The sequence below is a fragment of the Methanothrix thermoacetophila PT genome (genome assembly GCF_000014945.1).
GTDB lineage: Archaea > Halobacteriota > Methanosarcinia > Methanotrichales > Methanotrichaceae > Methanothrix_B > Methanothrix_B thermoacetophila.
This window is the reverse complement of record NC_008553.1, coordinates 198,261-223,958: the sequence shown is the minus strand read 5'-3', so window position 1 is coordinate 223,958 and position 25,698 is coordinate 198,261. Positions and strand designations below refer to the sequence as shown.

The 25,698-nt window shown below is 54.0% G+C and carries 25 protein-coding genes; 13 read left to right on the top strand and 12 right to left on the bottom strand.

The window, feature by feature from the left end; all coding sequences use genetic code 11:
• Nucleotides 1-103: 103 nt before the first annotated feature.
• Complete coding sequence (locus tag MTHE_RS01150; RefSeq protein ID WP_011695421.1) at nt 104-640, bottom strand: hypothetical protein; 537 nt, start codon at nt 638-640, stop codon at nt 104-106.
• Nucleotides 641-1,006: 366 nt separating this feature from the next.
• On the opposite strand from MTHE_RS01150, the gene MTHE_RS01145 reads away from it, so the two are divergent.
• Together MTHE_RS01145 and MTHE_RS01140 are read left to right on the top strand one after the other, a co-directional pair.
• Nucleotides 1,007-2,815 (top strand): PINc/VapC family ATPase, encoded by a 1,809-nt coding sequence (locus tag MTHE_RS01145; protein WP_011695420.1) that lies wholly within the window; start codon nt 1,007-1,009, stop codon nt 2,813-2,815.
• A 9-nt stretch (nt 2,816-2,824) separates the two neighbouring features.
• The gene (locus MTHE_RS01140; RefSeq protein ID WP_011695419.1) at nt 2,825-3,310 is read left to right on the top strand and encodes a nitroreductase/quinone reductase family protein; all 486 of its coding nucleotides are present in this window, start codon (nt 2,825-2,827) and stop codon (nt 3,308-3,310) included.
• Between the two features lie 481 nt (nt 3,311-3,791).
• Here MTHE_RS01140 and cofG read toward each other — a convergent pair whose 3' ends face one another.
• From cofG to MTHE_RS01115, 5 genes are all read right to left on the bottom strand, one after another.
• Entirely contained in the window at nt 3,792-4,772 is a 981-nt protein-coding gene (gene cofG / locus MTHE_RS01135) for a 7,8-didemethyl-8-hydroxy-5-deazariboflavin synthase subunit CofG (RefSeq protein ID WP_011695418.1), read from the bottom strand.
• Nucleotides 4,727-5,176, bottom strand: a complete 450-nt coding sequence (locus tag MTHE_RS01130) for a UPF0179 family protein (RefSeq protein ID WP_011695417.1) — start codon at nt 5,174-5,176, stop codon at nt 4,727-4,729. The genes cofG and MTHE_RS01130 overlap by 46 nt, the downstream gene beginning before the upstream one ends.
• Nucleotides 5,177-5,205: 29 nt before the next feature.
• On the bottom strand, nt 5,206-6,270 hold the full coding sequence (locus MTHE_RS01125) for an NAD(P)-dependent glycerol-1-phosphate dehydrogenase (protein WP_011695416.1): 1,065 nt from the start codon (nt 6,268-6,270) through the stop codon (nt 5,206-5,208).
• Between the two features lie 9 nt (nt 6,271-6,279).
• The gene (locus tag MTHE_RS01120; protein WP_011695415.1) at nt 6,280-7,035 is read right to left on the bottom strand and encodes an ABC transporter ATP-binding protein; all 756 of its coding nucleotides are present in this window, start codon (nt 7,033-7,035) and stop codon (nt 6,280-6,282) included.
• Nucleotides 7,036-7,332: 297 nt separating this feature from the next.
• Nucleotides 7,333-8,526: a DUF4139 domain-containing protein gene (locus MTHE_RS01115; protein WP_011695414.1), complete on the bottom strand. Its 1,194-nt coding sequence runs from the start codon at nt 8,524-8,526 to the stop codon at nt 7,333-7,335.
• Between the two features lie 375 nt (nt 8,527-8,901).
• Between MTHE_RS01115 and argS the strand changes: the two genes are divergently transcribed.
• The 8 genes from argS to MTHE_RS01075 all read left to right on the top strand — a co-directional run bounded on the left by argS (nt 8,902) and on the right by MTHE_RS01075 (nt 17,105).
• Nucleotides 8,902-10,578 (top strand): arginine--tRNA ligase, encoded by a 1,677-nt coding sequence (gene argS / locus MTHE_RS01110; protein WP_011695413.1) that lies wholly within the window; start codon nt 8,902-8,904, stop codon nt 10,576-10,578.
• A gap of 414 nt (nt 10,579-10,992) precedes the next feature.
• A complete protein-coding gene (locus MTHE_RS01105; protein WP_232840870.1) occupies nt 10,993-11,346 on the top strand; it encodes a B-box zinc finger protein in 354 nt (117 codons plus the stop codon).
• Between the two features lie 40 nt (nt 11,347-11,386).
• Entirely contained in the window at nt 11,387-11,695 is a 309-nt protein-coding gene (locus MTHE_RS01100; protein ID WP_011695411.1) for a DUF5611 family protein, read from the top strand.
• 1,336 nt (nt 11,696-13,031) lie between these two features.
• Nucleotides 13,032-14,168 (top strand): class II glutamine amidotransferase, encoded by a 1,137-nt coding sequence (locus MTHE_RS01095; RefSeq protein WP_011695410.1) that lies wholly within the window; start codon nt 13,032-13,034, stop codon nt 14,166-14,168.
• On the top strand, nt 14,146-15,639 hold the full coding sequence (locus tag MTHE_RS01090; RefSeq protein WP_011695409.1) for a glutamate synthase-related protein: 1,494 nt from the start codon (nt 14,146-14,148) through the stop codon (nt 15,637-15,639). Before MTHE_RS01095 ends, MTHE_RS01090 begins: the two co-directional genes overlap by 23 nt.
• A 7-nt stretch (nt 15,640-15,646) precedes the next feature.
• Complete coding sequence (locus MTHE_RS01085; RefSeq protein ID WP_011695408.1) at nt 15,647-16,441, top strand: GltB/FmdC/FwdC-like GXGXG domain-containing protein; 795 nt, start codon at nt 15,647-15,649, stop codon at nt 16,439-16,441.
• 166 nt (nt 16,442-16,607) lie between these two features.
• Nucleotides 16,608-16,799 carry a hypothetical protein gene (locus MTHE_RS01080; RefSeq protein ID WP_011695407.1) on the top strand — a complete coding sequence of 64 codons (192 nt, stop codon included), beginning with the start codon at nt 16,608-16,610 and terminating at the stop codon, nt 16,797-16,799.
• A gap of 9 nt (nt 16,800-16,808) precedes the next feature.
• Nucleotides 16,809-17,105: a hypothetical protein gene (locus MTHE_RS01075; protein WP_011695406.1), complete on the top strand. Its 297-nt coding sequence runs from the start codon at nt 16,809-16,811 to the stop codon at nt 17,103-17,105.
• 141 nt (nt 17,106-17,246) lie between these two features.
• Here MTHE_RS01075 and MTHE_RS01070 read toward each other — a convergent pair whose 3' ends face one another.
• The 6 genes from MTHE_RS01070 to MTHE_RS01050 all read right to left on the bottom strand — a co-directional run bounded on the left by MTHE_RS01070 (nt 17,247) and on the right by MTHE_RS01050 (nt 21,838).
• Entirely contained in the window at nt 17,247-17,660 is a 414-nt protein-coding gene (locus MTHE_RS01070; RefSeq protein WP_011695405.1) for a DUF126 domain-containing protein, read from the bottom strand.
• A complete protein-coding gene (locus MTHE_RS01065) occupies nt 17,661-18,821 on the bottom strand; it encodes an aconitase X (protein ID WP_011695404.1) in 1,161 nt (386 codons plus the stop codon).
• A gap of 96 nt (nt 18,822-18,917) precedes the next feature.
• Nucleotides 18,918-19,430 carry a nicotinamide-nucleotide adenylyltransferase gene (locus MTHE_RS01060; protein WP_011695403.1) on the bottom strand — a complete coding sequence of 171 codons (513 nt, stop codon included), beginning with the start codon at nt 19,428-19,430 and terminating at the stop codon, nt 18,918-18,920.
• Complete coding sequence (gene mer, locus MTHE_RS01055; RefSeq protein ID WP_011695402.1) at nt 19,427-20,383, bottom strand: 5,10-methylenetetrahydromethanopterin reductase; 957 nt, start codon at nt 20,381-20,383, stop codon at nt 19,427-19,429. Before mer ends, MTHE_RS01060 begins: the two co-directional genes overlap by 4 nt.
• Entirely contained in the window at nt 20,371-21,144 is a 774-nt protein-coding gene (locus MTHE_RS09105; RefSeq protein ID WP_232840868.1) for an SAM hydrolase/SAM-dependent halogenase family protein, read from the bottom strand. Before MTHE_RS09105 ends, mer begins: the two co-directional genes overlap by 13 nt.
• A 76-nt stretch (nt 21,145-21,220) precedes the next feature.
• A complete protein-coding gene (locus MTHE_RS01050) occupies nt 21,221-21,838 on the bottom strand; it encodes a DUF2284 domain-containing protein (protein WP_011695400.1) in 618 nt (205 codons plus the stop codon).
• A gap of 552 nt (nt 21,839-22,390) precedes the next feature.
• Between MTHE_RS01050 and MTHE_RS01045 the strand changes: the two genes are divergently transcribed.
• The 3 genes from MTHE_RS01045 (at nt 22,391) to MTHE_RS01035 (ending at nt 25,696) form a co-directional block, all read left to right on the top strand.
• Nucleotides 22,391-23,755 carry a B12-binding domain-containing radical SAM protein gene (locus MTHE_RS01045; protein ID WP_011695399.1) on the top strand — a complete coding sequence of 455 codons (1,365 nt, stop codon included), beginning with the start codon at nt 22,391-22,393 and terminating at the stop codon, nt 23,753-23,755.
• Between the two features lie 13 nt (nt 23,756-23,768).
• On the top strand, nt 23,769-25,223 hold the full coding sequence (locus tag MTHE_RS01040; protein WP_011695398.1) for a B12-binding domain-containing radical SAM protein: 1,455 nt from the start codon (nt 23,769-23,771) through the stop codon (nt 25,221-25,223).
• Between the two features lie 185 nt (nt 25,224-25,408).
• Entirely contained in the window at nt 25,409-25,696 is a 288-nt protein-coding gene (locus MTHE_RS01035; RefSeq protein WP_175265661.1) for a hypothetical protein, read from the top strand.
• Nucleotides 25,697-25,698: the final 2 nt, after the last annotated feature.

The window sequence follows — 25,698 nt, the reverse complement described above, 5'->3', positions numbered from 1 at the left end:
TTCTTCTGCACATATGAGACGGAGTATTACAGCCTGCCGTCTCAACTGTTATACGCAGTATAAAAAGAAATGTTTTATGTTTTGCAGTTCTGCCAGGAGCAGCTCACATGCCGGTTGCGGATGCCAGCGCCATGCTGCTCTCGCGCGAGTCGTTGCCCTCAACGAGCACAACGCGGCTGCTGTTGGTCCAAAGATACAGGAACCTTATCGATGTGCCCCGGAGATCCATGACCTTATCTCTTATCTCAAGAGCGTCATGATCGTTTATCGTTACATTTGCGAACCTGTCGATCCCCTTGATAGGTGGGTTCCTGAACTCATCTCTGCTCCTGTAGTTCTCGTACGCTGCCCTTGCATATCCATCGTTTTCCAAAGAGAGTATTGTAATCTTTGCGTCGTAGTCCACGCCCATCTCGCCCCAGATGTATTTCCCGATGGATACATCTTTCACAATGCCGATGTCCCTTGCGCCATAGAAATCGTTTATCTCCTCTGATACATTCACTCCCGTGGTATTCGTGTCGATCACGCCCAGCAGCTTGAATCCCGCGGGGAGATTCTCAGTGGGGACACTTACAGCATGCGCCAAACCAAATGCAATTAACAGGATGGAGATGATCGTTACGGATCTGGATATCATGGTTTATAGCCAGGGGTTATGGAGAGATAAAGGTTGCTATCCAGCTACACCACAGAATGACCTGGCGTACAGGATCTCTGTTCATGTCCATGCAGCTGTGTAGGAACTCGATGTGCTCTGGATCGATCCCCACAACGTCGTGATGCTCAGCCACATGAAGCCCATTGGCCATTTATACTTCATGAACAACCCACAGGATGTCGATTTCTCTATCTTTTATACATGCAGGAGAACAGAGATGCAACCGCAACTGCATCATGCGGGCCGCATTTCGGTGCCTTACGAGTGCAGAAAATATATATTTGAATTTCGCCGATATAAAAGCGGAAAAGAATCTGATTGATAAAAAGAAGGATGTTTCGGACGATGAAAGATTGTGTGGTACCTGATACAAGCGTCGTTATCGACGGCAGAGTTTCGGCCAGGGTCAAGTCAGGCGCGCTCGCCGGCAGGAGAATCGTGATACCGGAGGCGGTTGTCGCAGAGCTCGAGGCTCAGGCGAACCACGGGCGCGAGATAGGGATAAAGGGGCTCGAGGAGCTGAGGCGTCTCTCAGAGCTCGCAAAGGCCGGGAAGATTGAGCTCGAGTACGTGGGTGTTAGGCCTGATCTGGATCAGATCAAGCTCGCTGGCGGCGGCGAGATCGATGCCATGATAAGGGATGTCGCCCTGGAGCTGGGCGCATCGTTTCTTACAAGCGACACAATTCAGTACAAGGTAGCTCAGGCCATGGGACTGGATGTGGAGTACATAAGACCTGAGAGGGATGAGATAAAGAAGCTCAGCATAGAGCGGTTCTTCACAGATGATACGCTTTCAGTTCACCTCAAAGAGGATGCAATTCCGATGGCCAAGCGCGGCGCGGTGGGCGCGTTCAAGCTTGTCAAGCTCGACGACAAGCCCATCAGGGAGAAGGACCTGCGCGAGATGGCCAGGGAGATCATCGAGCGCGCAAAGCTCGATCCCGAGGGGTATATAGAGATAGAGAAGAACGGGGCCACGGTTGTGCAGCTCGGCCCCATGCGCATCGCAATAACCAGACCACCCTTCTCAGATGGTCTTGAGATAACAGCGGTCAGGCCTGTCGCAAAGGTGGATCTCGACTCTTACAAACACGCAGATGAGCTCAAGGCGAGGCTGAGCGAGGGGCAGAGAGGAATTCTGATTGCAGGCCCTCCCGGCTCGGGCAAGTCGACGCTTGCGGCAGGCATAGCCGAGTACCTGCTGAAGTGCAACTACGTCGTCAAGACCATGGAGTCTCCCAGGGACCTCCAGGTACCTCCTGAGGTGACACAGTACGGCCCTCTTGAGGGATCGATGGAGGCCTCATCGGAGATACTGCTTCTGGTCAGGCCTGATTACACTATATACGATGAGGTCAGAAAGACCCAGGACTTCGTGGTCTTCGCCGACATGCGGCTCGCCGGCGTTGGAATGATTGGAGTGGTGCATGCCAACAAGCCGATAGATGCCCTCCAGAGGCTCCTCGGCAGGGTTGAGCTCGGCATGATACCCCAGGTCGTCGATACTGTGGTATTCATAGAGCGCGGCGAGGTCACAAAGCTTCTCGATGTGGAGTTCGTCGTCAAGGTGCCGACCGGCATGGTCGAGGCAGATCTAGCCAGACCTGTTGTGGTCGTGAAGGACTTCGAGACTGGGGCTGTGGAGTACGAGATGTACAGCTACGGCGACCAGATCGTTGTTATGCCAGTGACAAAGCCAGGAAAGAAGCCGGTATGGCGCCTCGCCTCCAAAGAGATTGAGAAGGAGCTGGCACATCATGTAAAGGGCCCTTTCGAGGTCGAGATGATCTCTGACAGCAGCATGGTCGTGACCGTTCCAGAGTCTCAGATCCCGAGGGTAATTGGAAAGGCAGGGCGGAACATAGAGCAGATAGAGCGCGCGCTAGGAATGCACATAGACATCCGCGGGAAAAGGGAGGAACCCGATGTCATAACTCCTAGAGTAGAGGAGAGCAACAGGCATCTCATACTCTGGGTGGGAGCCGGCGCTGGGGCGAGCGCGGAGGTCTTCGTGGGGAGCGAGCCTGTGTTCACAGCTACGATCGGCAGGCGTGGCGACATAAGGATCGCGAAGTCATCGGAGATCGCACGCCACGTGCTGAACAGGCTCAGAAGAGGGGAGCGGGTCGAGGTCAGGCTGTTGGAGGGATAGCCTGGAGAGATGAACGCGAGGATCTACAGGCTCTTCTTCAGGCTCCTGAACAGCCTTTTCATTCTTCCTGCATTCAGGACTGGCCTCGGGCGCATCGTCTCAAATCCCGTAACTGGCAGGGTCATGGTGCTCATCCTGAAGGGAAGGAGGACTGGAAGAACGCGGTACACGCCTGTGGGTTATGCCACCATGAACGGGAGGATCTACTGCTACCGTGGCGGGAGGTCGCGGGGTGCCTGGTACCTCAACCTCCTGGCAGAGCCCCGTCTTGAGATCATGCTTCCAGAGGGGAGGATCAGAGGGTGTGCAGAGGTGGTCACAGATGAAGAAGAGAAGTTCACAGCGCTGCGAAAGATATTGAAGAACGGTGGACTGAGCGGACTCGTCTACGGCTTCAACCCCTGGACTGTTGAGGAGGGCGTTCTCAGAGAGAGGATGAGGGGAGTAAAGGTCGTTCGCATAACTCCTAGCTCACCGATCCCGCGCGATCGCTGAGCGATTGCCCGAGATTCTCATCAGAGGAGAATGCGACCATGCATGTCCTCGTCCGAAAATGTCATCGCAGCTCATTCTCGTTATATGGAGTAGCGTATTTACTCGATACGCTCATATGTGCGTGGCAACTTGTAGGGCATGCGATGTGGTTAGTGATAGCACTCATTCATTCGACACGAACGCATAGAATGACCACTGCTCCTTCGGGCAAGTCATCAAATGGATAAGAGCGTACTCGATATTGTGAGCATACTCGAGTTACTGATCAAGTGGATCCACTATCAGTGGGCATGCCCTTTCATCCAGAAATCTACCAAGAGGGCAATTGGACGTGTTCGAATACGGATCAAGCGTTCTCAGACACCCAAAAGCAGTAAGGCCCAAATCTCTGGCCTCAGCTCTTATTCAGACAGGACCGGGCAATTTAACCTCAACGTATTGAGCATGTTCGTGAGAGATCACAGCACGCGGGCATGGGTCTTCAGGTCCTTCTCAGCCCTCTCTCATCCGCGAGCCGTTTTATGAGATCTTTTGTTCTGCTGCCGTACCAGCCGAGCTTCACGTATCTGGGGTAAACCGGCAATCTCTCCACCAGCACAACTCCCCTCAGCTCATCGATCTCAGGCCATCTCCTCTCCGGATTGATCCAGTCCGGTGTCACGGGGCTTATTCCACCTAGATCATCCGCTCCGGCTCTCAACAGCGGAACTGGATCCATCAGGTTTGGGGGCACCTGAATGGATATCTCCAGCGGCAGGATCCTCCTGGCAATTGAGACGAGCTTCACCATATCAGTCATGGCAGGAGGATGCATTCCCTCCGACTCGGTCCCGGGCTTGGGATCCAGCGGCTGGATTATGACCTCCTGGATGTGGCCATACCTTCTGTGAAGTTCTGCGATAACCTCAAGCGATCTGATCCTATCCTCAGAGCTTTCGCCTATTCCAACCAGTATGCCAGTGGTGAACGGTATCCTGAGTGCGCCTGCGTCTGATATTGTTCTTATTCGCACCTCCGGTCTCTTTCCCGGGCTTCTCTCATGGATTTTGAGATGCGCTGTGCTCTCAAGCATCAGGCCCATTGATGCGTTGTATGGGGCGAGAAGCTCCAGCTCCTCGCGCGTGAGGATGCCGGCGTTGGTATGAGGAAGAAGCCCCATCTCCAGGGCGAGTTCGCAGAGCTCAACGAGATACTCCAGGAGTTCCAACCGGTCGCCACGCACCTCCCAGGGCCTGTCTCCCATCGAGAAGAGTGCCTCTGAGCAGCCTGCGCTCTGCGCGCGCTCCATCAACCTCTGAGCCTCACTTCTTGATATCACCCTGGCGCGGTCCGGATCACGCCTGAAAGAGCAGTACCCGCAGGCATTTCTGCAGAGGTCGGTGACCGGTATGAATACATTCCTCGAGAATGTTGCCCTCAGCGCCTCAGCTCCACGAGCTTCAGCTTGTATCCCCGCGCACACTCCTCTGGAGCCTCTCCAACGACCTCCACTATCGTGCATCTGTCGCCCCTCTTGAGCCCGGCAGGATGGCATATGTCATACATCCTGCAGTCAGTCACATCACAGTTGATCGGCTCGTAGATTATCTTCGATCCTGCAAACGATTTGCGTGCATCCATAGCCGCGATCGTGGGGCTCTCCGTAACCTCGACGGCACGCACCCCCTCTTCGTGCAGCGGACACTCATGGACCAGCTCTCCCTTTATTCCGAGTATCCTGTATCTCCTCCCAGGCTCGAGGTTCATGCATGTGTTTCTCAGCTTGCAGCTCTCGCACTCCGGCGTGGGACCGTTGAATATGAACTCCATACCGATTGTTGCAAGCTTCGTTCCTATCAGGGTGATCTGAGTTGCCGGTTCGGCCATTTTTTACCTCCTGAATAATATTCATATTATTATATCACTTTTGTTGTCTCTGCAGCCGCTCTTGCTGCAGCTTCTGTCAGCCCATTTCCGAGTATTGTGTACCTCTCGGGCCTGATCTTATGTGCTTGGGTCAGGGCCTCGACAACCACATCCTCAGGTATGTTCAACTCGTGTGCGGATGCGGGCGCGCCCAGCACCTTGAGGGCCTCGCGAATCATCCTCCAGTCACCGCCGTGCAGGTACATCATTATGATCGTTCCTATGCCACAGAGCTCGCCATGGAGCCCGCGGCCAGGGGCGATTCTATTCAGGGCATGCGCGAACATGTGCTCCGAGCCGCTTGCAGGTCTGGATGATCCTGCTATGCTCATTGCGACGCCGCTGGATATCAGCGCCTGGACCACCACCTTCGCCGAGGGCTCGTGGCCTGGCTTGATGCTCGGAGCCATATCGACTACCATCTTGGCGGTCATGCTCGAGAGCGCGGCTGCATACTCGCTGTAATCCTCACACTTGAGCCTCTTCGCGAGCCTCCAGTCCAGGATCGCGGTATAGTTGGATATTATATCCCCACATCCTGCTGACATCAGCCTCGGAGGGGCTTTTGATATAATCCCCGTGTCGGCTATGATCGCCAGAGGCGCACGGGTTGGAATGGACTTTGTCTCGCCGTCCATGTTGAGCGATGCCATCGCTGAGGCTATCCCATCATGAGATGCGGCCGTTGGAACACTGAGGTAGGGTATGTCGAGATGGTATGCGGCGAGCTTTGCTATGTCTATCGATCTCCCGCCGCCAGCACCTATCAGGAAATCCGCCTTGTAGTCAAGAGCGAATGATTTCACGCGATCGACCTCTGCTGGCCTGGGGTCCCTTGTGATCACGACATCTGCCTCAAAGCCGCAATCTGTGAGAGATGCTGCCAGGTTGTCTCCAGCCACGGATCGGGTCTGTGGGCCGGTTATGACAAGCGCCCTGCCGGAGAGGCGAAGATCCACACAGACATCTCCGATATTCGCCAGAGCTCCAGCCCCTGCGACGACCCTTCTGGGGAGCTCCATCCAGCTTGCACTTCTGGTTCTCATTCTCAACATCCGCTCAAATCAGATCTTGATCTCGGTCTTGAGGTCCTGGAGTATCTTGTCCCTGATCATGTTGACCTCAAGACTCGTCCTCTTCCTCGGCCTGGGAAGATCTATGCCTATGACCTCCTTCACCCTGCCCGGCCTGGCGGAGAAGACGATGATTTTGTCTCCCAGGTATATCGCCTCATCGACGCTGTGCGTGACGAATATGATCGTCTTTCTCTCCCGCTCCCATATCCTGAGGAGCTCTGACTGCATCACGTTTCTTGTCTGTGCATCCAGCGCTCCGAACGGCTCATCCATGAGCAGTGCTTTTGGATTGTTAACGAGAGCTCTTGCAATCGCGACCCTCTGCTTCATCCCTCCGGAGAGCTCATGCGGGTACCTGCTCTCAAACCGCTCCAGCCCGACCATCTTTAGGTACTCCCTTGCGATCCTGTACCGCTCTTCCTTCGGAACCCCTTGAATCTCGGGGCCGAACGCGACGTTGTCCAGAACAGTACGCCATGGAAATAGAGAGTACTCCTGGAAGACCATGCCCCTCTCAGGACCGGGGCCTTTTATGGGGGTGCCATCAAGCAACACACTTCCAGACGACGGGAACTCGAGACCTGCAATTATCCTGAGCAGCGTTGTCTTGCCACATCCAGATGGCCCGATGAAGCATATGAACTCGCCCTCATCCACGGACATGCTTATCTCTCGAAGCACTTCTATGGTCTTTCCATCGACATCGAAGACCTTTGATACCGATCTGACCTCCAGCAGGGACATTCACTCAGGTGTTCCTCCACATATCGTATAGAGCTTTCCGTAGGGTGCACAGCTGGGATGCAGATGTTGAACAGAAACTGTATTGAATCCAGCTACAGACCGGTTTCCTCAGCATGATTCCGGCGCATGATACAGCACACGAGACCGCAGCTGATCCATCACCCATAAAACAACCGCAAAAAAAGATGGGTCATCCCATGCGACGCTCACAGCTTGTCCTGGCGATGCCATCCGTCAGATCGTCAGCGGCAAAAGAGGATGGGTCGTCCCCTGTGACACTCACATAGGGTGAGCCCATCACCTGTCGATGGTCTCCACGGTCACAACTCTGTATGCGTATCTTATTTTCATCTCCTCTCTCGGTGCGACGCTCAGGTTCCACTTGAGGAGAGTTGCCGTCATCTCCGATGGCTCAGGAGAGACATCGATCACCTTCGCCTCCATCGGTATGGTATCTTTAACCTCCAGATCGATCTCCTTATCAGTATTGGATTTGATCTCCAGCTGATATGTCCAGTTCTCCGTGGTCACCTTTGCCGTGCCGTTCCCGAACGAGACGACGTTTTCGGTGATGTTGTAGTCCATGAGCTTCTTCGATAGCTTGAGATCAGCGGATGGCCCCAGGCTCAGAGACGCATTGGCTCCTTTCGCAGTGTAGGGCATGCTCAGAGTGGTCACATACTCCCCATCCCTGAACACCTGCACGTTTCCGTTGGGCCATGGATGATCAGCTGTATTGTTCGCCCTAATCTCCTCGTTGGCAGGGCCGTCGGGATTGTAATATGCATCCCATGTGTATACACGCCAGGCCGGTGCGAGATCCTCGAATAACGGCAACCCTATCGATTTTCCGGCAACAAGATCCGTTCTGTTCTCGAGAACGAACACGAAGAGCGTCTCGAGCTCGCCTGTCGGAGCGCCTGCTGCGATATCATACACGGAGAGCTCCTCAGCTTTGGCAGCGGTCGGTGCTGGGGCTCTCATCATAATCGGAATCTCCCTTTCCGGCATCGCCACGAGCCTGATCTGGACGTTCTTCAGGTCCTCCTTGAGATCGACGTTTATCAGAGCGTTAGCGGTCAGCAGCATCGAATCATTGAGGAGGTGCATGTAGTAGTTCGGAGCCCAGTAACCTCCATTCCTCACGAGGTAACTTAGCAGAAAGCTCTGTCTCGCAGTCGATGTGACGTTTATGGTGTAAACAGGCATCTTATCATATACGATCCGCTCTAGCGAGGAGTTTGTGACAAGGAACAGAAGAGAGCTGGTGTCGGCATTCTCTGGAATATCAATAACGAACTTATGTGTGCCCTCTGTCAGATCCATGCTGCCCATCCGCTTTATAAACACAAGGCCGTCCTGATAGATCGTCACAGAGTCGACAGGCAGGTTTATCGTGGTTGTGGCCACGACCTCCTTCGCGCCATCACCTGCATTTGCGCAGGATATGACTGTGAGAAGGAGTATGGCTAGAAGTGTCCATGATCTCATATCGAATCCCGCATACTACTGAGAGCTCCTTCCAGATATAAACTTCCCCCAAAAGCACCGGCACTCTGATGAGATGGAGCAGTGATGGTTTTTCGCTAAAACCAGATTGGGTCGTGGACCCGTATCACTGAATAATTAGCTATGATCGAGAGCCATGGGCGGGATATCCCATGAATCTAGATGGCTCAAGCGCTCCAGATTTCAATGAATCAAGTACACGACCTCAGATTGAAGGGCATGATCCAACGTGAATCTTAAAGCATGACGCAGAGCACGTTTTAAAGCACTTGTACTTCTGTTTATCAGGCCCTGAAGCGACGGAATGCTTATATCCATTAGCAATGTTCTCCAAGATTCTTGCTAGATGGTGTTCATATGTTTCTGGATTTCATGAGCGAGGTCGAGGGGATACTGAAAGAGGGTCTTGATCGCTGCGGCCTGAGCGTGCCACTTGAGAACAGTCTGGATCTGAGTCCGCATGCGGATCTCTCCACAACTATTGCGTTCAGGCTCTCACCTGTGCTGAGGAAGGATCCGAAGGATGTCGCAGCTGAGATATACAATTCCATGGGCTCTCCCTCCCGCTGGGTTGACCGCGCAGAGCTTGTTGGACCATACATTAATTTCTATATGAGCCGCAACTTTCTGGACAACGTCGTCACGAAGGCCCAGGGTGAGGATGCCTGGTGGGGCAGAAGGTCAGGCTCGGTTGTCGTCGAGCACACATCTGCAAACCCTGATGGGCCGCTCCATGTCGGGCACATAAGAAACTCCGTGATTGGAGATACCATCGTCAGGATACTCCGCCGTGCTGGATACAACGTCGAGGCACAGTACTATGTGAACGATATGGGAAGGCAGACCGCAATGGTGGTCTGGGGATGCGATCACCTCGATCTCGACGACTCCAAGCCGGACCATGCGATAGCGCGTGTCTACATCGCAGCTCATAAGATAATGAATGAGAAGCCGGAGCTTTCCGCAGAGGTGGACGAGCTCATGAGGCGATACGAGTCCAGAGATCCAGAGATCGTGAAGAAGTTCCAGCGTGCCGCGAGGTACGCCATATCTGGCATTGAGAGAACGCTCCACAGGATGAACATCCACCACGACTCCTATAAGTGGGAGTCGGAGTTCGTGTGGGATGGCTCAGTCGATGAGATTCTGGAGATGCTGGAGAGGACCGGAAGGACCGTGCTGAAGGATGGGGCTCTCCAGCTGGATCTGAGCGAGGAGGGATTCGAGAAGAGCCTGGTGCTGAGAAGGGCAGATGGAACAACCCTCTACACGACCAGAGATTTGGCGTATCATAAATGGAAGGCGGAGAACTATGAGCGTGTCGTCGAGGTGCTTGGTGCAGACCACAAACTTATCTCGGCTCAGCTTCGCACAGCGCTGCGGATGCTCGGGATAGGGGAGCCTGAAGTCGTCATATTCGAGTTTGTATCTCTCCCCGATGGCTCGATGTCAACACGCCGCGGGAAGTTCATATCCGCTGATGAGCTGCTCGATGAGGTTGAGAAGCAGGCGTATCTCGAGGTCACGAAGAGAAGACCGGAGATGGACGAGGAATTCAGGAGGGATGTGGCCGGAAAGGTGGCGGTTGGTGCTGTGAGGTACGACATCGTCAGGGTATCAGCAGATAAGGCGACCACCTTCGACTGGAAGACTGCGCTCGACTTCGAGAAGCTCTCTGCTCCGTTCATACAGTACTCGCATGCGAGGGCGTGCAGCATCATAAATAAAGCAGGCGAGCTCGATGAGTTTGATCCCGGGCTTCTGAGGGATGATTACGAGATCGCGCTGATAAAGAAGATCGCGGAGTTCGATCTGGTAATAGAGAGGGCAGCCAGAGAGCTCAAGCCGCATCAGCTCGCTACCTATGCGAGGGAGCTCGCGGAGAGGTTCAACCTCTTCTACCGGTACGATCCGGTGCTGGATGCAAAACCTGTGGAGCTCCGGAATGCACGGCTCGGTCTGGTGAGGGCATCCAGGAACGCTCTGAGCGCAACCCTGGACACCCTGGGAATAGATGCGCCGGAGAGCATGTGATCCCCTCTTATAAGGGCTGAGGATATCGAGAGTCATAGGTGGACTCTCATCTGCCGCTCCTGCCCGAAGATCGGTGAGGGAGGCACGCAGTGGACCTGCGCGTAAACTCCGGACTTTGGGGCCAGAGCAGCCACAGCCCAACCACCTGCTCAGATAATCTGATATCCTGTGGCGATATCTGAAGTCTCACATCACTCAAAACATAATTTTAAAATACTTGGTGTGTTTATACTTTTTTTAGGCAATGAAGGGGATGAAGTGATGAGGTTCTGTGTATCCAAAACCCATTCTGGGATCGGATGTTCGATTAGGTTTTGTATCCTGATCGTGTTAGTGGCGTTCGTGTTGGTGGCATCTCTCCTGACAGCATGCGTGCATGCGCATCCGCTCTATTTTCCTCTGAGTGAGCATACAATGACCACAGAGGTGAGCTCAAGCGGTGTGCCGCAGTCCAGGACCTACACATTCACGCAGGATGATGCGGAGGCAGTTTGTTGGCTCAAGGTGTGGAGGGATCAGAGAGCACATACTGTGGAGTGGAGATGGTACTCGCCGAACATGCGCGTGTACAAGAGAAGCTTCGGGGTGATTCCTGCAATAGATGGACCTGCTGGCATGTGGGGCTCCTGCATATGGAGCGGGCTCAGGATAAAGGGAGAGGACGTGGCAAATCTTCCGGGCACATGGAAGGTGGACGTGATAGTGGACTTCAGGAAGGTCCTGACAGAGTACTTCACGATCGGAGGAAACCAGGCTCCATGCTGTTAGACGGCAAGATCTAATTACCATAGGAGTTCTCTCCCAAAGCATGGAGTACACGTTCAAGAGAGGCTACGCTCCCGACATGGACAGGATAGAGGGGATACTGAAGGAGGTATTCTCCTCTGGATTCACTAGAAACGGCGATAGGATCACACTGAGCTACGGCGCCCTGAAGAGCTGTCAGATCTGGATAGAGAAGAAAAAGCTGAATGTGATTACCGAGTCGCTTCTCGGCGCCCCTGATGATGTCATCATGGACACAAACCGCAGGTTCCGGAAGTTCCTAGAAAAGGCAACAGGATATACAGCCAAGCAGCGCGTGCAGATGGCGAAGAAAGAAGTACAGGGAGAGTGAAGCCCACGATGGCTCCCAGCCTGAGCTCCTCTCCTTCAGGCGAGATGGAAGCGAGACGAAAATGTGAAAATTGATGTCTTTGGTATAAAAATAGTTCTCGCAAAGGTCCATTTTCATCCACATGGGTGATCTTGGGTGTTTTTTCCGAAGAGACTGTGCCACTGCTCATAGATCCGGATGCGCAGCTCATACGCCTGCTCTCTCATCCATTTGATAATCTGCACTTAGCAGTATTTGGTTATGCCGCCCCTGCCAGGCGGATATCCAGCAACTGGCGTGCGTCACGGTGGTATAAATGATTGTGGGAAAGAAAGAAGACATCCTGCCAGGCGGATATCCAGCAACTGGCTTGCGTCACTTCCAAGCTGTTAAACACATAAGACCGTATGCCTGAACCAATGAGACCCACAGCACTCTTTGACGATCAGGAGCACATTTTTCTCACAACGGACATGCACTGCCAATACACAGCAAGCTATAAATACTGCCAGTATATTCTACGCTCTGAGCGGGTATCCGTTCTGTTTTGTGATCCACACTGAACCCCCACTCTCCTACCCGCTCATACATCCCCTAATCTCCAGCTCTTCACCGTAAGGCTCATAAGGCCGAATCGTCGGCATGGTGAGCTCTGCACAACCCGCATCAACCGCCTTTATCCCATATGCGAGATTGCTGATCCGCCGAAATCAGGGGGATGTGCCCAAAGTAAATCGTCAATCTGCGCTCTTATCCACATGATGACTTGCCAGAAGAGATACTGGTCTTGCTATGTACTTCTGGCTAATGAATGGGTGATTTCAGCAACCAGCTTGTATGTCCTTCAAGTTGCTAGAGACATAAGAGCGTCAATCTGAATTGTTCCTGATCTGCTGTCAAACAGGACCTGTCCGGATAAGAGCTTAGGCCAGAACTACTGGACGTTACCGCCTTCTGCACGTCAGAAACATCTGATCCTTATTCGGGCACGTCAGTCAAACAGATCGCATCTTTTAAATCCTTTTCAGATCGCAGAAGCCCCGTCACGCTGAACTCTCATGGGGTTCTCCGCCATCCACCCACACGCATCCCTGATGAGCTGGGTAATCTGCGGTGTCAGAATGCGTCGCGGAACTACTCTGCATTTTGTTCATGGCTCAAATGGTCAAACCGTCGGAGAGGCGAGATCTTGTTACCCTCCGACATCTGCAGTCGACATCGCCTCTCTCTGCAAGTTACCGATCCACTTAATCACAGTGATAAGACACGTTCATAAACGTTATGAAATATTCTCAAATAGCTATAAAGCCCCTCCAGGCGCAGCTAATTGATGGATTTTGATTCGCGAGAGGTTGTCATGTCTGTCAGAAGACAGAAACTTTACAGTAAGGAGATCTGCGCCTGCTCCATCTTCGGGGCGATGAGCAGAACCGGCGAGAGGTTCACAGGCGAGCGCGTTATCCGGGCGATGGCAAATATGCATCACCGGGGCAACGGGCTTGGAGGGGGATTTGCAGCCTATGGCATCTACCCTGAGTTCAGGGAATACTATGCATTTCATCTCATGTTCACAGGAGATGCCAGGGCCCAGAGGGAGGCGAAGAGAGCCGCTGAGGAGTTTCTCTTCAGGAACTTCGATGTGGTGCATGATGAGGAGATCCCCCATAGCGATGACGTCTATGTCAGAGATCCGCCCCTTCTCTGGCGGTACTTCCTCTCGCCATCAAAGCACGGTGAGGATATCCATCTCCCGGATGATGAGTATGTTGTGAGAAAGGTGGTTCATGTTAACTCAGCAATCGATAATGCCTACATCTTCTCATCGGGAAAGAACATGGGCTGCTTCAAGGGCGTTGGATATCCTGAGGAGATCGGGCGCTACTTCATGCTGGACAGGCTTTACAGGGGGTATCTCTGGACTGCCCACGGCAGGTTCCCGACGAACAGCCAGGCATGGTGGGGAGGGGCGCACCCCTTCGGGCTGCTTGATACCACTGTGGTGCACAACGGAGAGATCTCCTCATACGGGACGAACCGGTGGTACTTGGAGATGCTGGGATACAAATGCACCCTCCATACCGATACAGAGGTCGTGGCATATGCCGTCGATCTTCTCATGAGAAGACAGGATCTCCCCATGGAGGTCGTGGCGAAGATCCTCGCCCCGCCGACATGGGAAACCATAGACAGGATGGATGTGAGAGAGAGGGAACTGCTCACCACTCTCAGAAGGATCTACGGCCCGCTTCTCATGAACGGCCCGTTTGCGGTGATCATAGCCCAGAGTGGAAGGATGATAGGCCTAACAGACAGGATAAGGCTCCGCCCACTCACCGTGGCCACAAGAGGAGAGATGTTCTACATCTCCTCAGAGGAGGCGTCTGTGAGGCTCATATCGCCATCTCTCGACTCTGTCTGGTCTCCAAGAGGCGGGGAGCCGGTGATTTGCGAGCTTGATGGGAGGCTGAAGCATGAGATCGCTGCTCCTGCCTGAGTTCACTATATCCAGAAGTGACAGCTGCGATAGATGCAGGGCGTGCGAGCACCAGTGCTCCTTCGGGGTGCACACATACGATGCCTCACAGGATATGATGATATCCGACAACTACAGATGCGCTGGCTGTCAGAGGTGCGCTGTCTTCTGCCCAAAGGGAGCGATAGAGATACGCCCCACGCCTTCATTCTACAGACCGAATGCATCGTGGTCGCGCGAGAGGATCGAGGATATCAAGAGACAGGCAGAGACCGGCGGGGTCATTCTGACAGGCTGCGGGAGCGATAAGCCGTTTAGGATCTACTGGGATCACATTCTTCTCAACGCCTCTCAGGTCACAAACCCTTCCATAGACCCCCTCAGGGAGCCGATGGAGCTCCGGACGTTCCTGGGATCGAAGCCTGAGAGTCTCTCGCTGAGTGATATGGAGGCAGGCACAGATCCGGTCCTGACGCTGGAGACGCCGATGCTCTTCTCTGCGATGTCCTACGGAGCCATAAGCTACAATGCATTTCAGGCGCTCGCGATCGCCGCATCCAGATCCGGCACCTTCTTCAACACAGGCGAGGGGGGTATGCCGGCTGAGATGAGATCTCAGTTTAAAGAACATACCATCGTTCAGGTCGCATCCGGGCGGTTTGGAATAGATGCGGAGTACCTGAACTCCGGTGCTGCTGTTGAAATAAAGATCGGTCAGGGTGCGAAGCCGGGCATAGGCGGACATCTCCCAGGCGAAAAGGTCTCTCAGCATGTTGCAGCCACGCGGATGATCCCGGAGGGGACGGACGCAATATCTCCCGCCCCACATCACGACATATACTCCATAGAGGATCTGGAGATGCTGATCTCAGCGATAAAGGAGGTGACGAACTACGAGAAGCCGGTCATAGTGAAGGTGGCTGCTGTTCACAACATCAGCGCGATAGCATCAGGCATCGTTAGAGCTGGTGCGGATATAATCGCGATAGACGGAATGCGCGGCGGCACCGGGGCAGCGCCAAAGGCGATCAGGGACAACGTGGGGATACCCATAGAGCTCGCTGTATCATCCGTGGATCGTCGCCTAAGAGATGAGGGGATCAGGGAGCGATGCTCGATAATAGCCGGCGGTGGGATCAGATGCAGCGCTGATGTGGTGAAGGCGATCGCGCTTGGCGCTGATGCGGTCTACATCGGCACAGCCGCGCTCATCGCGATGGGGTGCACGCTCTGCCAGAGATGCTACACGGGAAGGTGCAGCTGGGGCATATGCACCCAGGATCCAGGACTGATGAGAAGGCTGAATGTCGAAGAGGCTGCGCAGAGGCTCGTAAACCTTCTCTCAGCATGGTCTCATGAGATCAAAGAGATGCTTGGTGGAATGGGGATCAATGCCATAGAGAGCCTTAGAGGAAACAGGGATCAGCTGAGGGGAATAGGACTACACGAATGGGAGCTTGACGTCCTTGGGATAAAAGGTGCAGGAGAGTGACTCGCACATGGATGAATTACAGATGGAGATCCCATGCATTCGCACGTTCAATGAAAGCATGATCGAGATAGACGCTTCTCATATGGAGACCAGGGAACTGAACAACCTTCTCAGGGAGATTATGCTCTGCGGATACGAGAAAGTTGTACTCAGAAACGTGTGCGGCCAGAGGTACATCGGCACACGGCTCTACTCGCCACAGCGGCGGGTCATGACCATAGAAATATATGGTACCCCCGGAAATGATCTCGGCGCATTTCTCTTCGGCCACAGGATACTGGTCCACGGCAACGCACAGGATGGTGTCGGGAACACGATGGAGTCCGGAGAGATAGTGATCAACGGGCGGGCAGGCGATGTCACAGGAATGTCAATGCGCGGTGGCAGGATATTTGTAAAGGGTGATGTCAGCTACAGGGCAGCCCTTCACATGAAGGAGCACGGTCTGAAGAAACCCGTGATAGTTGTGGGTGGAACATCCCAGGACTTCCTCGGAGAGTACATGGCAGGCGGCATCGTCATACTTCTGGGCTTGTACAGAGCACACACAGCCCGCTTCATCGGGAGCGGGATGCATGGCGGTGCCATATACATCAGGGGAGAGGTCGGAGAGGAGCAGGTCGATAGCAGTGTACTCATCTCCAGACCAGACGAGAGCGACATGGAGATCCTGGGCGATTGCATCTCCGACTTCATCGAGCGCTTCCCGGATCTCTCGCTTGACATGGATTACGTTCTCGAGGGCGACTGGACAAAGCTCTCTCCCAGATCGAGCCGCCCCTACGGGAAGCTGTACGCGTGAGATGATAAAGCGCTTCGCGGTCGTGTGACCGAACAGTCGAGAGAGTTCCGCTGGAATGATCCTCGGGTCCCGCCATCTACTGAGGATCGCTGTTATTTGACTGCAGAGCTTACAGATTCACACAAACCTTTAAATCCGTCTGCTCAGAGCCTGAGTTGGTGGTGTTATGGAGAGACACGAGGCAGAGCACCTTTTGAAGCATTGGATAGAGCACAATGAGAGCCACAGCAGGAGCTTCAGGGACCGAGCAAAACAGATAAATGATATAAGCCCAGAGGCCGCTAAAGCGATCGAGGAGGCCGCATCTCTCATGGACAGATGCACAGAGTGCCTCAAGAGGGCGATGGATGCCCTGTAGGTGGTTTGAATGGAGCTTGCTTACTACTATGATATGGCTGGAAATGCTGCTATGAAAAAGATTCTGGATCAGGACTTCTTCAAGAGGCTTGGGCCGATAGTTCGCGATGCCAGGTCTGTGGGGTTCGATAAAGAGGGTTTCCTGCTTTACATCAAGGCAAGAGATGATCTGGTGGAGGAGGCCAGAAAGCTGCTCGCGGACACTCCCGCCAGGCTGCTCGAGGGTGATGAGGCTGAGTCTGTCATAAATGCATTCAGGGAGGAGCAGGAGTCTGCAGAGGCAGGGATGGGCACGCTCTTCGGGTGAAGTTGCAGCCCCCTGTTTTTGTATTGCTTAAAGTGATCGACTCTTGATAGTGGATAGCAGGGCGCAGACTCCAATCTTCCGGAGAGGAAGTCACCACGTTTGCAGCCCAGGGCTTATGTGCGATTTCTCAGGATAGGCCTGTTAGACCTTGACCGAGCCATCGGGGAGCACCACTACCTCCCTTCTTGCATCGACGACGACCCGTGTGCCGTCTTTCACATCGAGAATCCACTCCGGGACCCTGTCGACGAGGGGGATGTCGCTTATGATGGCGCCGACCGCCACTATCGGCTCTGATTTCAGATTTATCATCGCAGCCGGAGCCATGCCCCTCTTCCTGAGCTGGTATATGACATAAGATCCAACTGTGGAGCCCTTGCCTCCCGGAAATATGAGAACAACCCCTGCGATTGATCTTCCATACAGCTCATGGGCGGGATCGACGACGACGCCGGTCTCAGGATCGACATTGCCCAGGAATGATATGCGTTCCCGAGTGACAAGAGCCGGCCCCTCGGCGCAGCCGCCCGACACCCTGTGGCATTTTATCTCCACTCAGGAACCCCCGGTTGCTGCATCTATGCACTCCTCCAGCGATCCGAAGGACGCACTTATGCCACACATTCCAGGTATGTATGCGAGCGCCTTTCCGGAGTTCACCATCATGTGTTTGAAGCGCTCGCTCGCAGGCGATACAACCATGCACGTATCGCATATCACCCTGGCTCCTGTGGACTCGATTCTTCTGACGAGCTCGGGGGCAGATTCCGCAATCCTCCTGGCGGTGCAGATCCAGAGCTCACTGCTCACCTTTCGCCCTTCGAGGAGATCAGCAATCCTCTCCAGCTCCTGCATGGAGCAGTGAGGGCATCCCAGAGCGACGATGTCCACATCTATAGTGGAATCGTACACAGACCTGATCTCCTCTTCCTCTATCTCTACGAACTCACACGCATCCTCATCATGCTCCGGAGGCTCCTGTGTGACATCCTTGACGTAATAGAGGGCCACTGAGCCGCTCGCTGCCATCGCCGCTCCCAGAGCCTTCAGATCGTCTCTGTCAGGCCTGGACCGCATCACGAACAGCGGAACCCCATCACCGACGATCTTTCCGACAAGAAACCCCAGCGCTCCGTACTCCTTCAAGTCCGCATCCACTCTTATGACATGAGTCGGAACGCGGTTCTCCTCAAGATGGTATCCGTACAGAGGAGTCTTCCCGACCAGCGCAGCTGCCAGCGCAGATGGCCCCCCCTCGCGGTTCGTCATGGCGCCGATGACCGAGTTTGCATAAGATACAGCTGACGACTCGGACCAGGCGAGGTGATCCCCCCTGGACGCGATGCTCTCGTATAGCAGGTATGGTGTGCATGTGCATTCGATCGTTACGCCGAGCCTTCTGTACGCATTTATTATCTCCAGCTGCTTTCTCGCGAAATCCTCATCGATCGACATCTCCCTCCATCTCAGGAGATCCATTCCCGCTGGGTTCAGTATGCTCGGAACAGCGACCTTTCCATCGAGATCCGATATCCACTCAAGCCCAGCGTCTCCTATGGTCTTGTACGAGACTCCGGCTATCTGCGCGCTTTTAATCTCGATGAGCTGCTCAGCTCCATAGATATCTCCAAGCGCGACGAGTATCTCCATCGCGCGCCTGAGCGTATCCCCACGCTCACCCTGAAGCAGCAGCTCCTCATCCTTGGTGAGATGCATCAGCCCACCTGTTTTAATTTCGCTGGAAGGTCTATATTCTCATACGTTCGCGTGGATTGTGAGAGTATTGAAACACAAATAACCACTTGATACAACCTACGCAAAGTCCTTCTTGCTTATGTTCCTCAGCCTCTCCACGCCCTTTATCTCATCAATCACCTTTGCCACAGCATCAGGAACGAGCTGCCTCCAATCCCCGCCTTCAATCATGAGCCTTCTTATCACCGTGCCGGAGTACACCTCCCTTCTGTACATCGGCGGCCTTCTCACCTCCATCCCGGCCTCCATGAATAGCTCCACGACCAGTGGATTGTTCGAGTACACCACCTCGAACGGCGGGGTCATGGACTTCACATGCGATACCCATACGGCATTTCTGTTGATATCAGGCAGGGGTATGATATAGAACCATCTCCCGAGCTCTCTGAGCGCGCCGTAGATCATGGCGATCCTTTCGCCGGCTGTGAACGGATCTGTCACCGTGTGGCTGATCTGAGCCGTGCCAATGCCGACTATGATCTCGTCAACCTCCCGGGAGATCTGCTCCAGCACGAGGTGATGTCCCATATGGTACGGCTGAAATCTGCCAATGTAGAAGCCACGTCTCATAGTATGTTCTTGCCGATCAGCCTTATCGAGCGCTCCTTGTCCGGGCCGATTGGTGATCCCACCACTATCTGGTTAACGCCGGTTGCGAGCAGCTCATCCACCCTGGCCCTGCAGTCATCAGGGGTTCCTGTCACGGAGAAGACATCCAGCATCTTATCGGTCACGCTGCTCATGGCGCTTGCGAAATCGCCCTTCGAGATCGCTTTTGAAATCGCATCCCTCTCCTGAACGCCTATGCCATGCCTCTCCAGAACAGCATCGGGAGAGCCTGCAGCTATGAATGCGACGACCTTCCTCGCCTCGGATGCAGCCTTCGATCGGTCCCTGTCGACGCTGAAGCTGGTGTACGCGCAGACCTTCACATCCTCTGGATCCCTTCCAGCCCGCTGTACACCGTTTCTTATCAGCGGTATAGCTGCTCTGAAGTCCTCAGGATGGGAGGCGTTTATGAGAACGCCATCCGCGATCTCGCCGGCGAGCTCGAGCATCTTCGGACCCTGGGCTCCCATGTATATCGGTATGTTTCCCGCGGAGAAGGATAGCTGAGCATTCATGCCGCCCTGTGTGACCCTCTCCTTCCTGAGAAGGGCTCTTATCACAGATACGCTCTCCCTGACCCTGGTGAGCGGCTTCTCCCACGCTATGCCCATCGCATCAAACGTCGCCTTATCTCCGGGACCGATCCCGAGGATCGCCCTGCCGCCCGAGAGCTCGTTGATCGAGGCTATGCTGGAGGCGGTTATGATCGGGCTCCTGGTGTACGGATTCGTAACTCCTGTCCCCAGCCGGATCCTGTTCGTGAGCATCGATAAGACCGCGAGCGTTGAGTAAACATCTCTGTTGTTGTAATGGTCTGTGATCCATACAGTCTCAAAGCCAACATCCTCTGCGAGTTTAGATAGATACCCGATCTTCAGCGCGGGATCTGATGGGACGAACTCTATTCCGAACAACTCACATCCTCCAGCACGATTTTGTCTCCGGTGGAGAGGCCGAAGAGCTTCGCGGCACTCCCGCCGTTGACCGCTATTTCTGCAAACCCATGGCTTCCAAGAGTTATAAGAGATTCGTTCCATCCGGCTTCCCCATATGTCCGGACGCGTTTGAGTCTGCGGCCCATCAGGCGCATATCACTATCAGGAACGCTTTTCATATTGAGTACCACATTTCCGAAGTTGTCTATGTGGATGACAGTCGTCTCGACTCCGTTCGCGACAACCCTGGGAGATCCGAGGTCGAGGTCTTTTGGTTCGAATGGTATGCCCATATCCTCTGGATGCGTGCCGCACGCTATTTCAGCGGCAGCAGGCGCGAAGACGTCCCTGCCGTGGAATGTCGGAGATGCCCCTTCTGGTACATCAAGCACCCAGGCGACAGGCGATCCGAGGGCATAAGCTGCTGGCATCAGAATCCCATTGTCCGGGCCGATAAATACATGACCTCCGCTCTCCACGCATATCGCAGCGCGCTCTGTGCCGACGCCAGGATCGACAACAGCGATGTGTATCGTGCCCCGCGGGAAGTACCTGGAGGCGACCATGAGCGCGAACGCGCCGCTCCTGACATCCTGCGGTGGTATATCCGTGGAGATCTCCACAAAGACGACATCTTTTGTTCTCTGAAGTATCACTCCCTTCATCTGTGAGAGATAGAATGAGCCGAAGTCCGTAAGGAAGGTTATCACCCTGCCCATCGATACCATCTCCATAGCCATCTGGAGCGAACGAACCTCTTATCCGTGCAGGTCGCGGTCACAGAGTAGATCCTCCGTGCCGGGGCCGCATGCTCGTTCAGTCCAGGAGCACCATCCCGAAGAGGCTGAAGCGCTCCTGATATGATCTCAGAACCTTGAGATCGTAGCCGGCGTTTCTCAGTGTGGCGAAGACATCTATGCCGCAGGCCTCAAGCGACGGTCGCATCATCTCCTTGTGCCTGCATAGAACCGCGTCCGCGGGTGCAGGCGACTCTCCCTTGGCGATCTTCTCCTCCGCGACACACGTCTCGCAGAATGTGCATGGCATCGCGCCCATGCCGAATGCCTTGTAGCAGCCCATCAGAAATGCCTGGCGCTCAAGCTCGAATATGGTTTTGTGGAGCGATGTGAGTGAGTTCCAGAGGTAGTGGTGAAGCCTCCTGGGCTCATAGCCGGGTGTGGGCGTGGGCAAGAACCTTGCCAACACTGCGAAATCATAATCTTCGAGCATTCTCTTCGTCTCCTCGGGAGACGGAGCGTACGGCGGGCAGCAGAGATGCTTGCCGTACGCCCTGCACCCGTACCTGCACTTCCACCTGACCCACTCGCCCACGACCACGATTCCTGTGGAGATCAGCCTGATGTCCTGATGGATATCTTTGAGTTTGCTGAGCACTTCGTCGAGATCGATCCTGAGGCTTTGTCGGTCTGTCATGTGAATCGATTATTGTTTTTCGTGTATAAATCCCTTTGATACTCCTGAACTGCTTCCTGAACTGCTGCATCGAAGCTTGAGCCGGTTCAGAAACGCATTGAGTTCATTGATTCTCTGAGCTACTGAGACTGGAACACCATCGCACAGAACCCGTTCGATTAAGAATCAAGTGTCTCCACTTTAGAATGTAATTTGAGCGCATCGACGACTCCAGCGCACAGAACCCGTTCGATTAAGAATCAAGTGTCTCCGCCATCCAAAAGCAGCAAACCACAGATTTCCGATATCAGCTCTTATTCAGACATGTCCATCGCACAGAACGTGTTTGAATAAGAGGCGGGAGCCAAAAATATGCGCCTTATAGCTCATGTTTATCACAATTACTCTTCGCTTATTCGGACATGTCCTCACACAGAACCTGTCCGGATAAGAGCCGCGACCAGAAATTTGAACCTTACCACTTCTGCATATCAGAAACACTTAATCCTTATTCGGACAGGTCCATCGCACACATCGTAAAGGTTAAAGCCCTGGAAGGGCGACCTCGCCACCATGGCCCCAAGGGTGCTCTTCACAACCGTCTACAAGAACGATGACGAGCCCTATGACTACATAGGCTCCAACTCCAGGAGCAGATGGTTTAGATTCTACTGGCCCAGGATACAGTCATTCGGACTCAGGTTTCTGAAGCAGAATATCCCCGAGCTGGAGATCCTGGAGTACCCGACATGGGAGGAGTATCTTCGCAAGCTTGATGAGGGCTGGGATGTCGTTGGCTTCTCATTTTACCTCAACGAGACGCATGAGATTCTCGAGATGGTCGAGGCCGCGAGGGCCAGGGGGATAAACGAGCTTTGGGCCGGAAACTACGGCGCCCTGACACCTGAGATACAGGACAGATTCGACAGGGTCTTTGTGGGATACGCTGAGCACCAGGTGGCTCCGTATTTCGGGAGAAGGATAGAGAAGGTGGTACATCCTCCTCTGATCGAGTACCTCTCCACACCCTTCGGGCTGAAGCTCAACATCTACGGAATCCTCTTCACAACAAGGGGGTGTGGGGTTGGATGCAAGTTCTGTCAGACCCCATGCTTCGCGCCAAAGCCAACGCCGATACCCCTTGAGAGCATCGAGAGGGTAGTGAACTACTACAAGAAGAACAACATCAACGTGGTGATAATAGAGGACGAGAACTTCGGGGCGAACAGGAGGCATGCGGACAGGGTCGTTGAGATTCTGGATGAGTACGACATGGTCTGGGGATGCATGGCCAGGGCTGATTACCTCAGAGAGAAGATAGACGAGTGGGTGACGATGAGGCGGCGCGTGGCCAGGCGCGATGGCAGCGCGCGCAGGATGGTGAGCGGCTTTGCAGGCGCTGCCATCGGGATCGAGAACCTCCACCAGGAGCGCCTGGATGACATAAAGAAGCGCGAGGGCGTCGAGGATATTGTGGAGACGATAAAGCTCCTTCAGAGCCACGGCATGGGCACTGTAGGCTATTACATGATCGGATTTGAGGATGACACCGTGAGATCGATAGACGAAGATGTAAAGAGGGTCGCGGATCTGAAGCTCGATATCACCCAGATATGCGTGCTCACGCCGCTGCCTCAGACGCAGCTCTGGAACGAGATCCAGGAGCGCTACGGCATATTCGATCACGATTACCATCACTTCGACGGAAAGCATCTGGTCTGGAATCATCCCAATATAACCCCAAAGGAGATGGAGGAGGTCCTCGACAGATCCCTCAAACGCGTCTACCCCTGGACAGCACCGCTGAGAACATCCGCGCGAGTGTGGAGGAATGCGTACCGGTACGCTGGATTGCAGGGAATCCGCGAGGTCTTCTCATACATAACAAGAGCGAACAGCTTTGACTTCGAGACGAAGGTCCCCAGGCTTCTGGTATGATGTGGTGAAGTACATGCGCGTTCTGCTTCTTGCCTCGCCGGTGGTGCAGCCGGACTTCGACAGGATCGCGAGGATACCCGACCTCGGCCTGGTCTCGCTTGCAGCCGCAATCGATGATCTGTGTGATGTGCATGTCGCAGATCTCCACGGCATAAAAGACCCGGATGAATTTGTGAGAAGGCATGCGAACCGCTACGATCTGATAGGGCTCACAGCGATGAGCTTTCAGTATGCAAGGGCCCTCGAGCTCGCCAGGATAGCCAAGGATGCGGGGGCGGAGGTCGTGATCGGCGGATACCACCCCACGCTCTTCTACAGGGAGATAGGATCGAGCAGCGATTTGATGCTCATAGACTACATAGTCCGCGGTGAGGGTGAGAGGACCTTCAGGGAGCTGGTGCAGGCTCTGATCAGGGGCAGCCAGCTCGATGATGTTCCTGGTCTCTCCTACAGATTTGGCTCGGAGATGAAGCACAACCCTCCGAGAGCTCTGCTCAATCCTGAGGAGATCGAGATGCCAAACAGGGATGCTCGCCTGATCAGAGATGGTTTCTATGCGTTTGATGTCCCTGTTGACTCCGTGGAGACGAGCAGGGGGTGCACACAGGGATGCAAGTTCTGCTCGATAAACAGCATGTACGGCAGGAGCTTCCGCAAGTTTGAGATCAAGAGGGTCATTGAGGACATACAGGATGCGGAGGAGCACGGCGCAGGCTCGATATTCTTCCCCGATGACAACATCACTCTTGATGTGAAAAGATTGGAGGCGATATGCGATGCCATCATAGACGCAGGTCTAACGCATCTCAGGTACAAGACGCAGGCATCTGCATCAGGCATCGCCTCCAGTGAGAGGCTCGTTAAAAAGATGGGCGAGGCAGGTTTCGATGGTGTATTCCTTGGCGTTGAGAGCGCCAGCAAGAGGAACCTCCAGTTTTTCGGAAAGGGCAGGATGTCGGATCATGCAGAGCGTGCTGTGAGATACCTCCACGATAACGACATCATCGTATCCACAGGGCTCATCGGCGGAAATCCAGATGACACTGCAGAGGACATGTGGGCGAACTTCCACCTCGCAAGACAGCTAAAAGTCGATTTTCCCATATTTTATATCAACACACCTTACCCCAAGACCCCGATGCGCGAGGAACTGGAGCGGATGGGGCTGATAACGAACAACGACTTCAGGTTCTACGATGGTCTTCACGCCAATGTACGCACAAAGCACTTGAGCGCTGAGGAGGTGCAGTATATCACGTGGGAGATGAACGCCAGGTACTACAACTGGGAGTGGTTCAAGTACAACAAGGTCAAGAGGCTTTATCCGAGGTGGTTCGCGAGGGAGGCCCTGCGGCTCGCCCCGATCTACGCGAAAAGAAAGCTCGAGCTCCTCCTGAGGATAAAGAGCAGAAGAGATATGTTTCGGGAGGACCTGGCGCGGGGGGAGCTGTGCAAGGGTGTGGCGTGAAGATCCAAAACATTCTGGAGTTATAACTGCCGTATATTTCTATCCAGATGATAACCTGCCCGTAGAGCCGATGGTCTACTAAGCGCTCCTGGCGAGTGAATGAAGGTATCAGTAATCTGCCTAGATGACCTCCATGTTGCTATAATAGCGAAGATTTATTTAGATAGATATGTGAAGTCATGTGTATGAAACGCATAGTAGTTTGCCCGAATTGTGGCACGGTTTCTGAGATCAACGAGACTGAGGTAGGAGAGGACTGGCTGGCATGCCTGCCGTTACCGGCAGAAATTGCTGCTGTACCGGCTGGAAAAATTCATATGGTGACAGGCGTGATTCTCTATGTGGATGGCAAAGGAAATAAGCTTAGCCGTCAGGATTACATGGACAAGTATGGTACCGATCCCGAACCCATTTGGGAGAGCATCCAGGCCTACAGAGCGAGATCAAAACCTTTTAAGCTAGGTGGTAAATAATT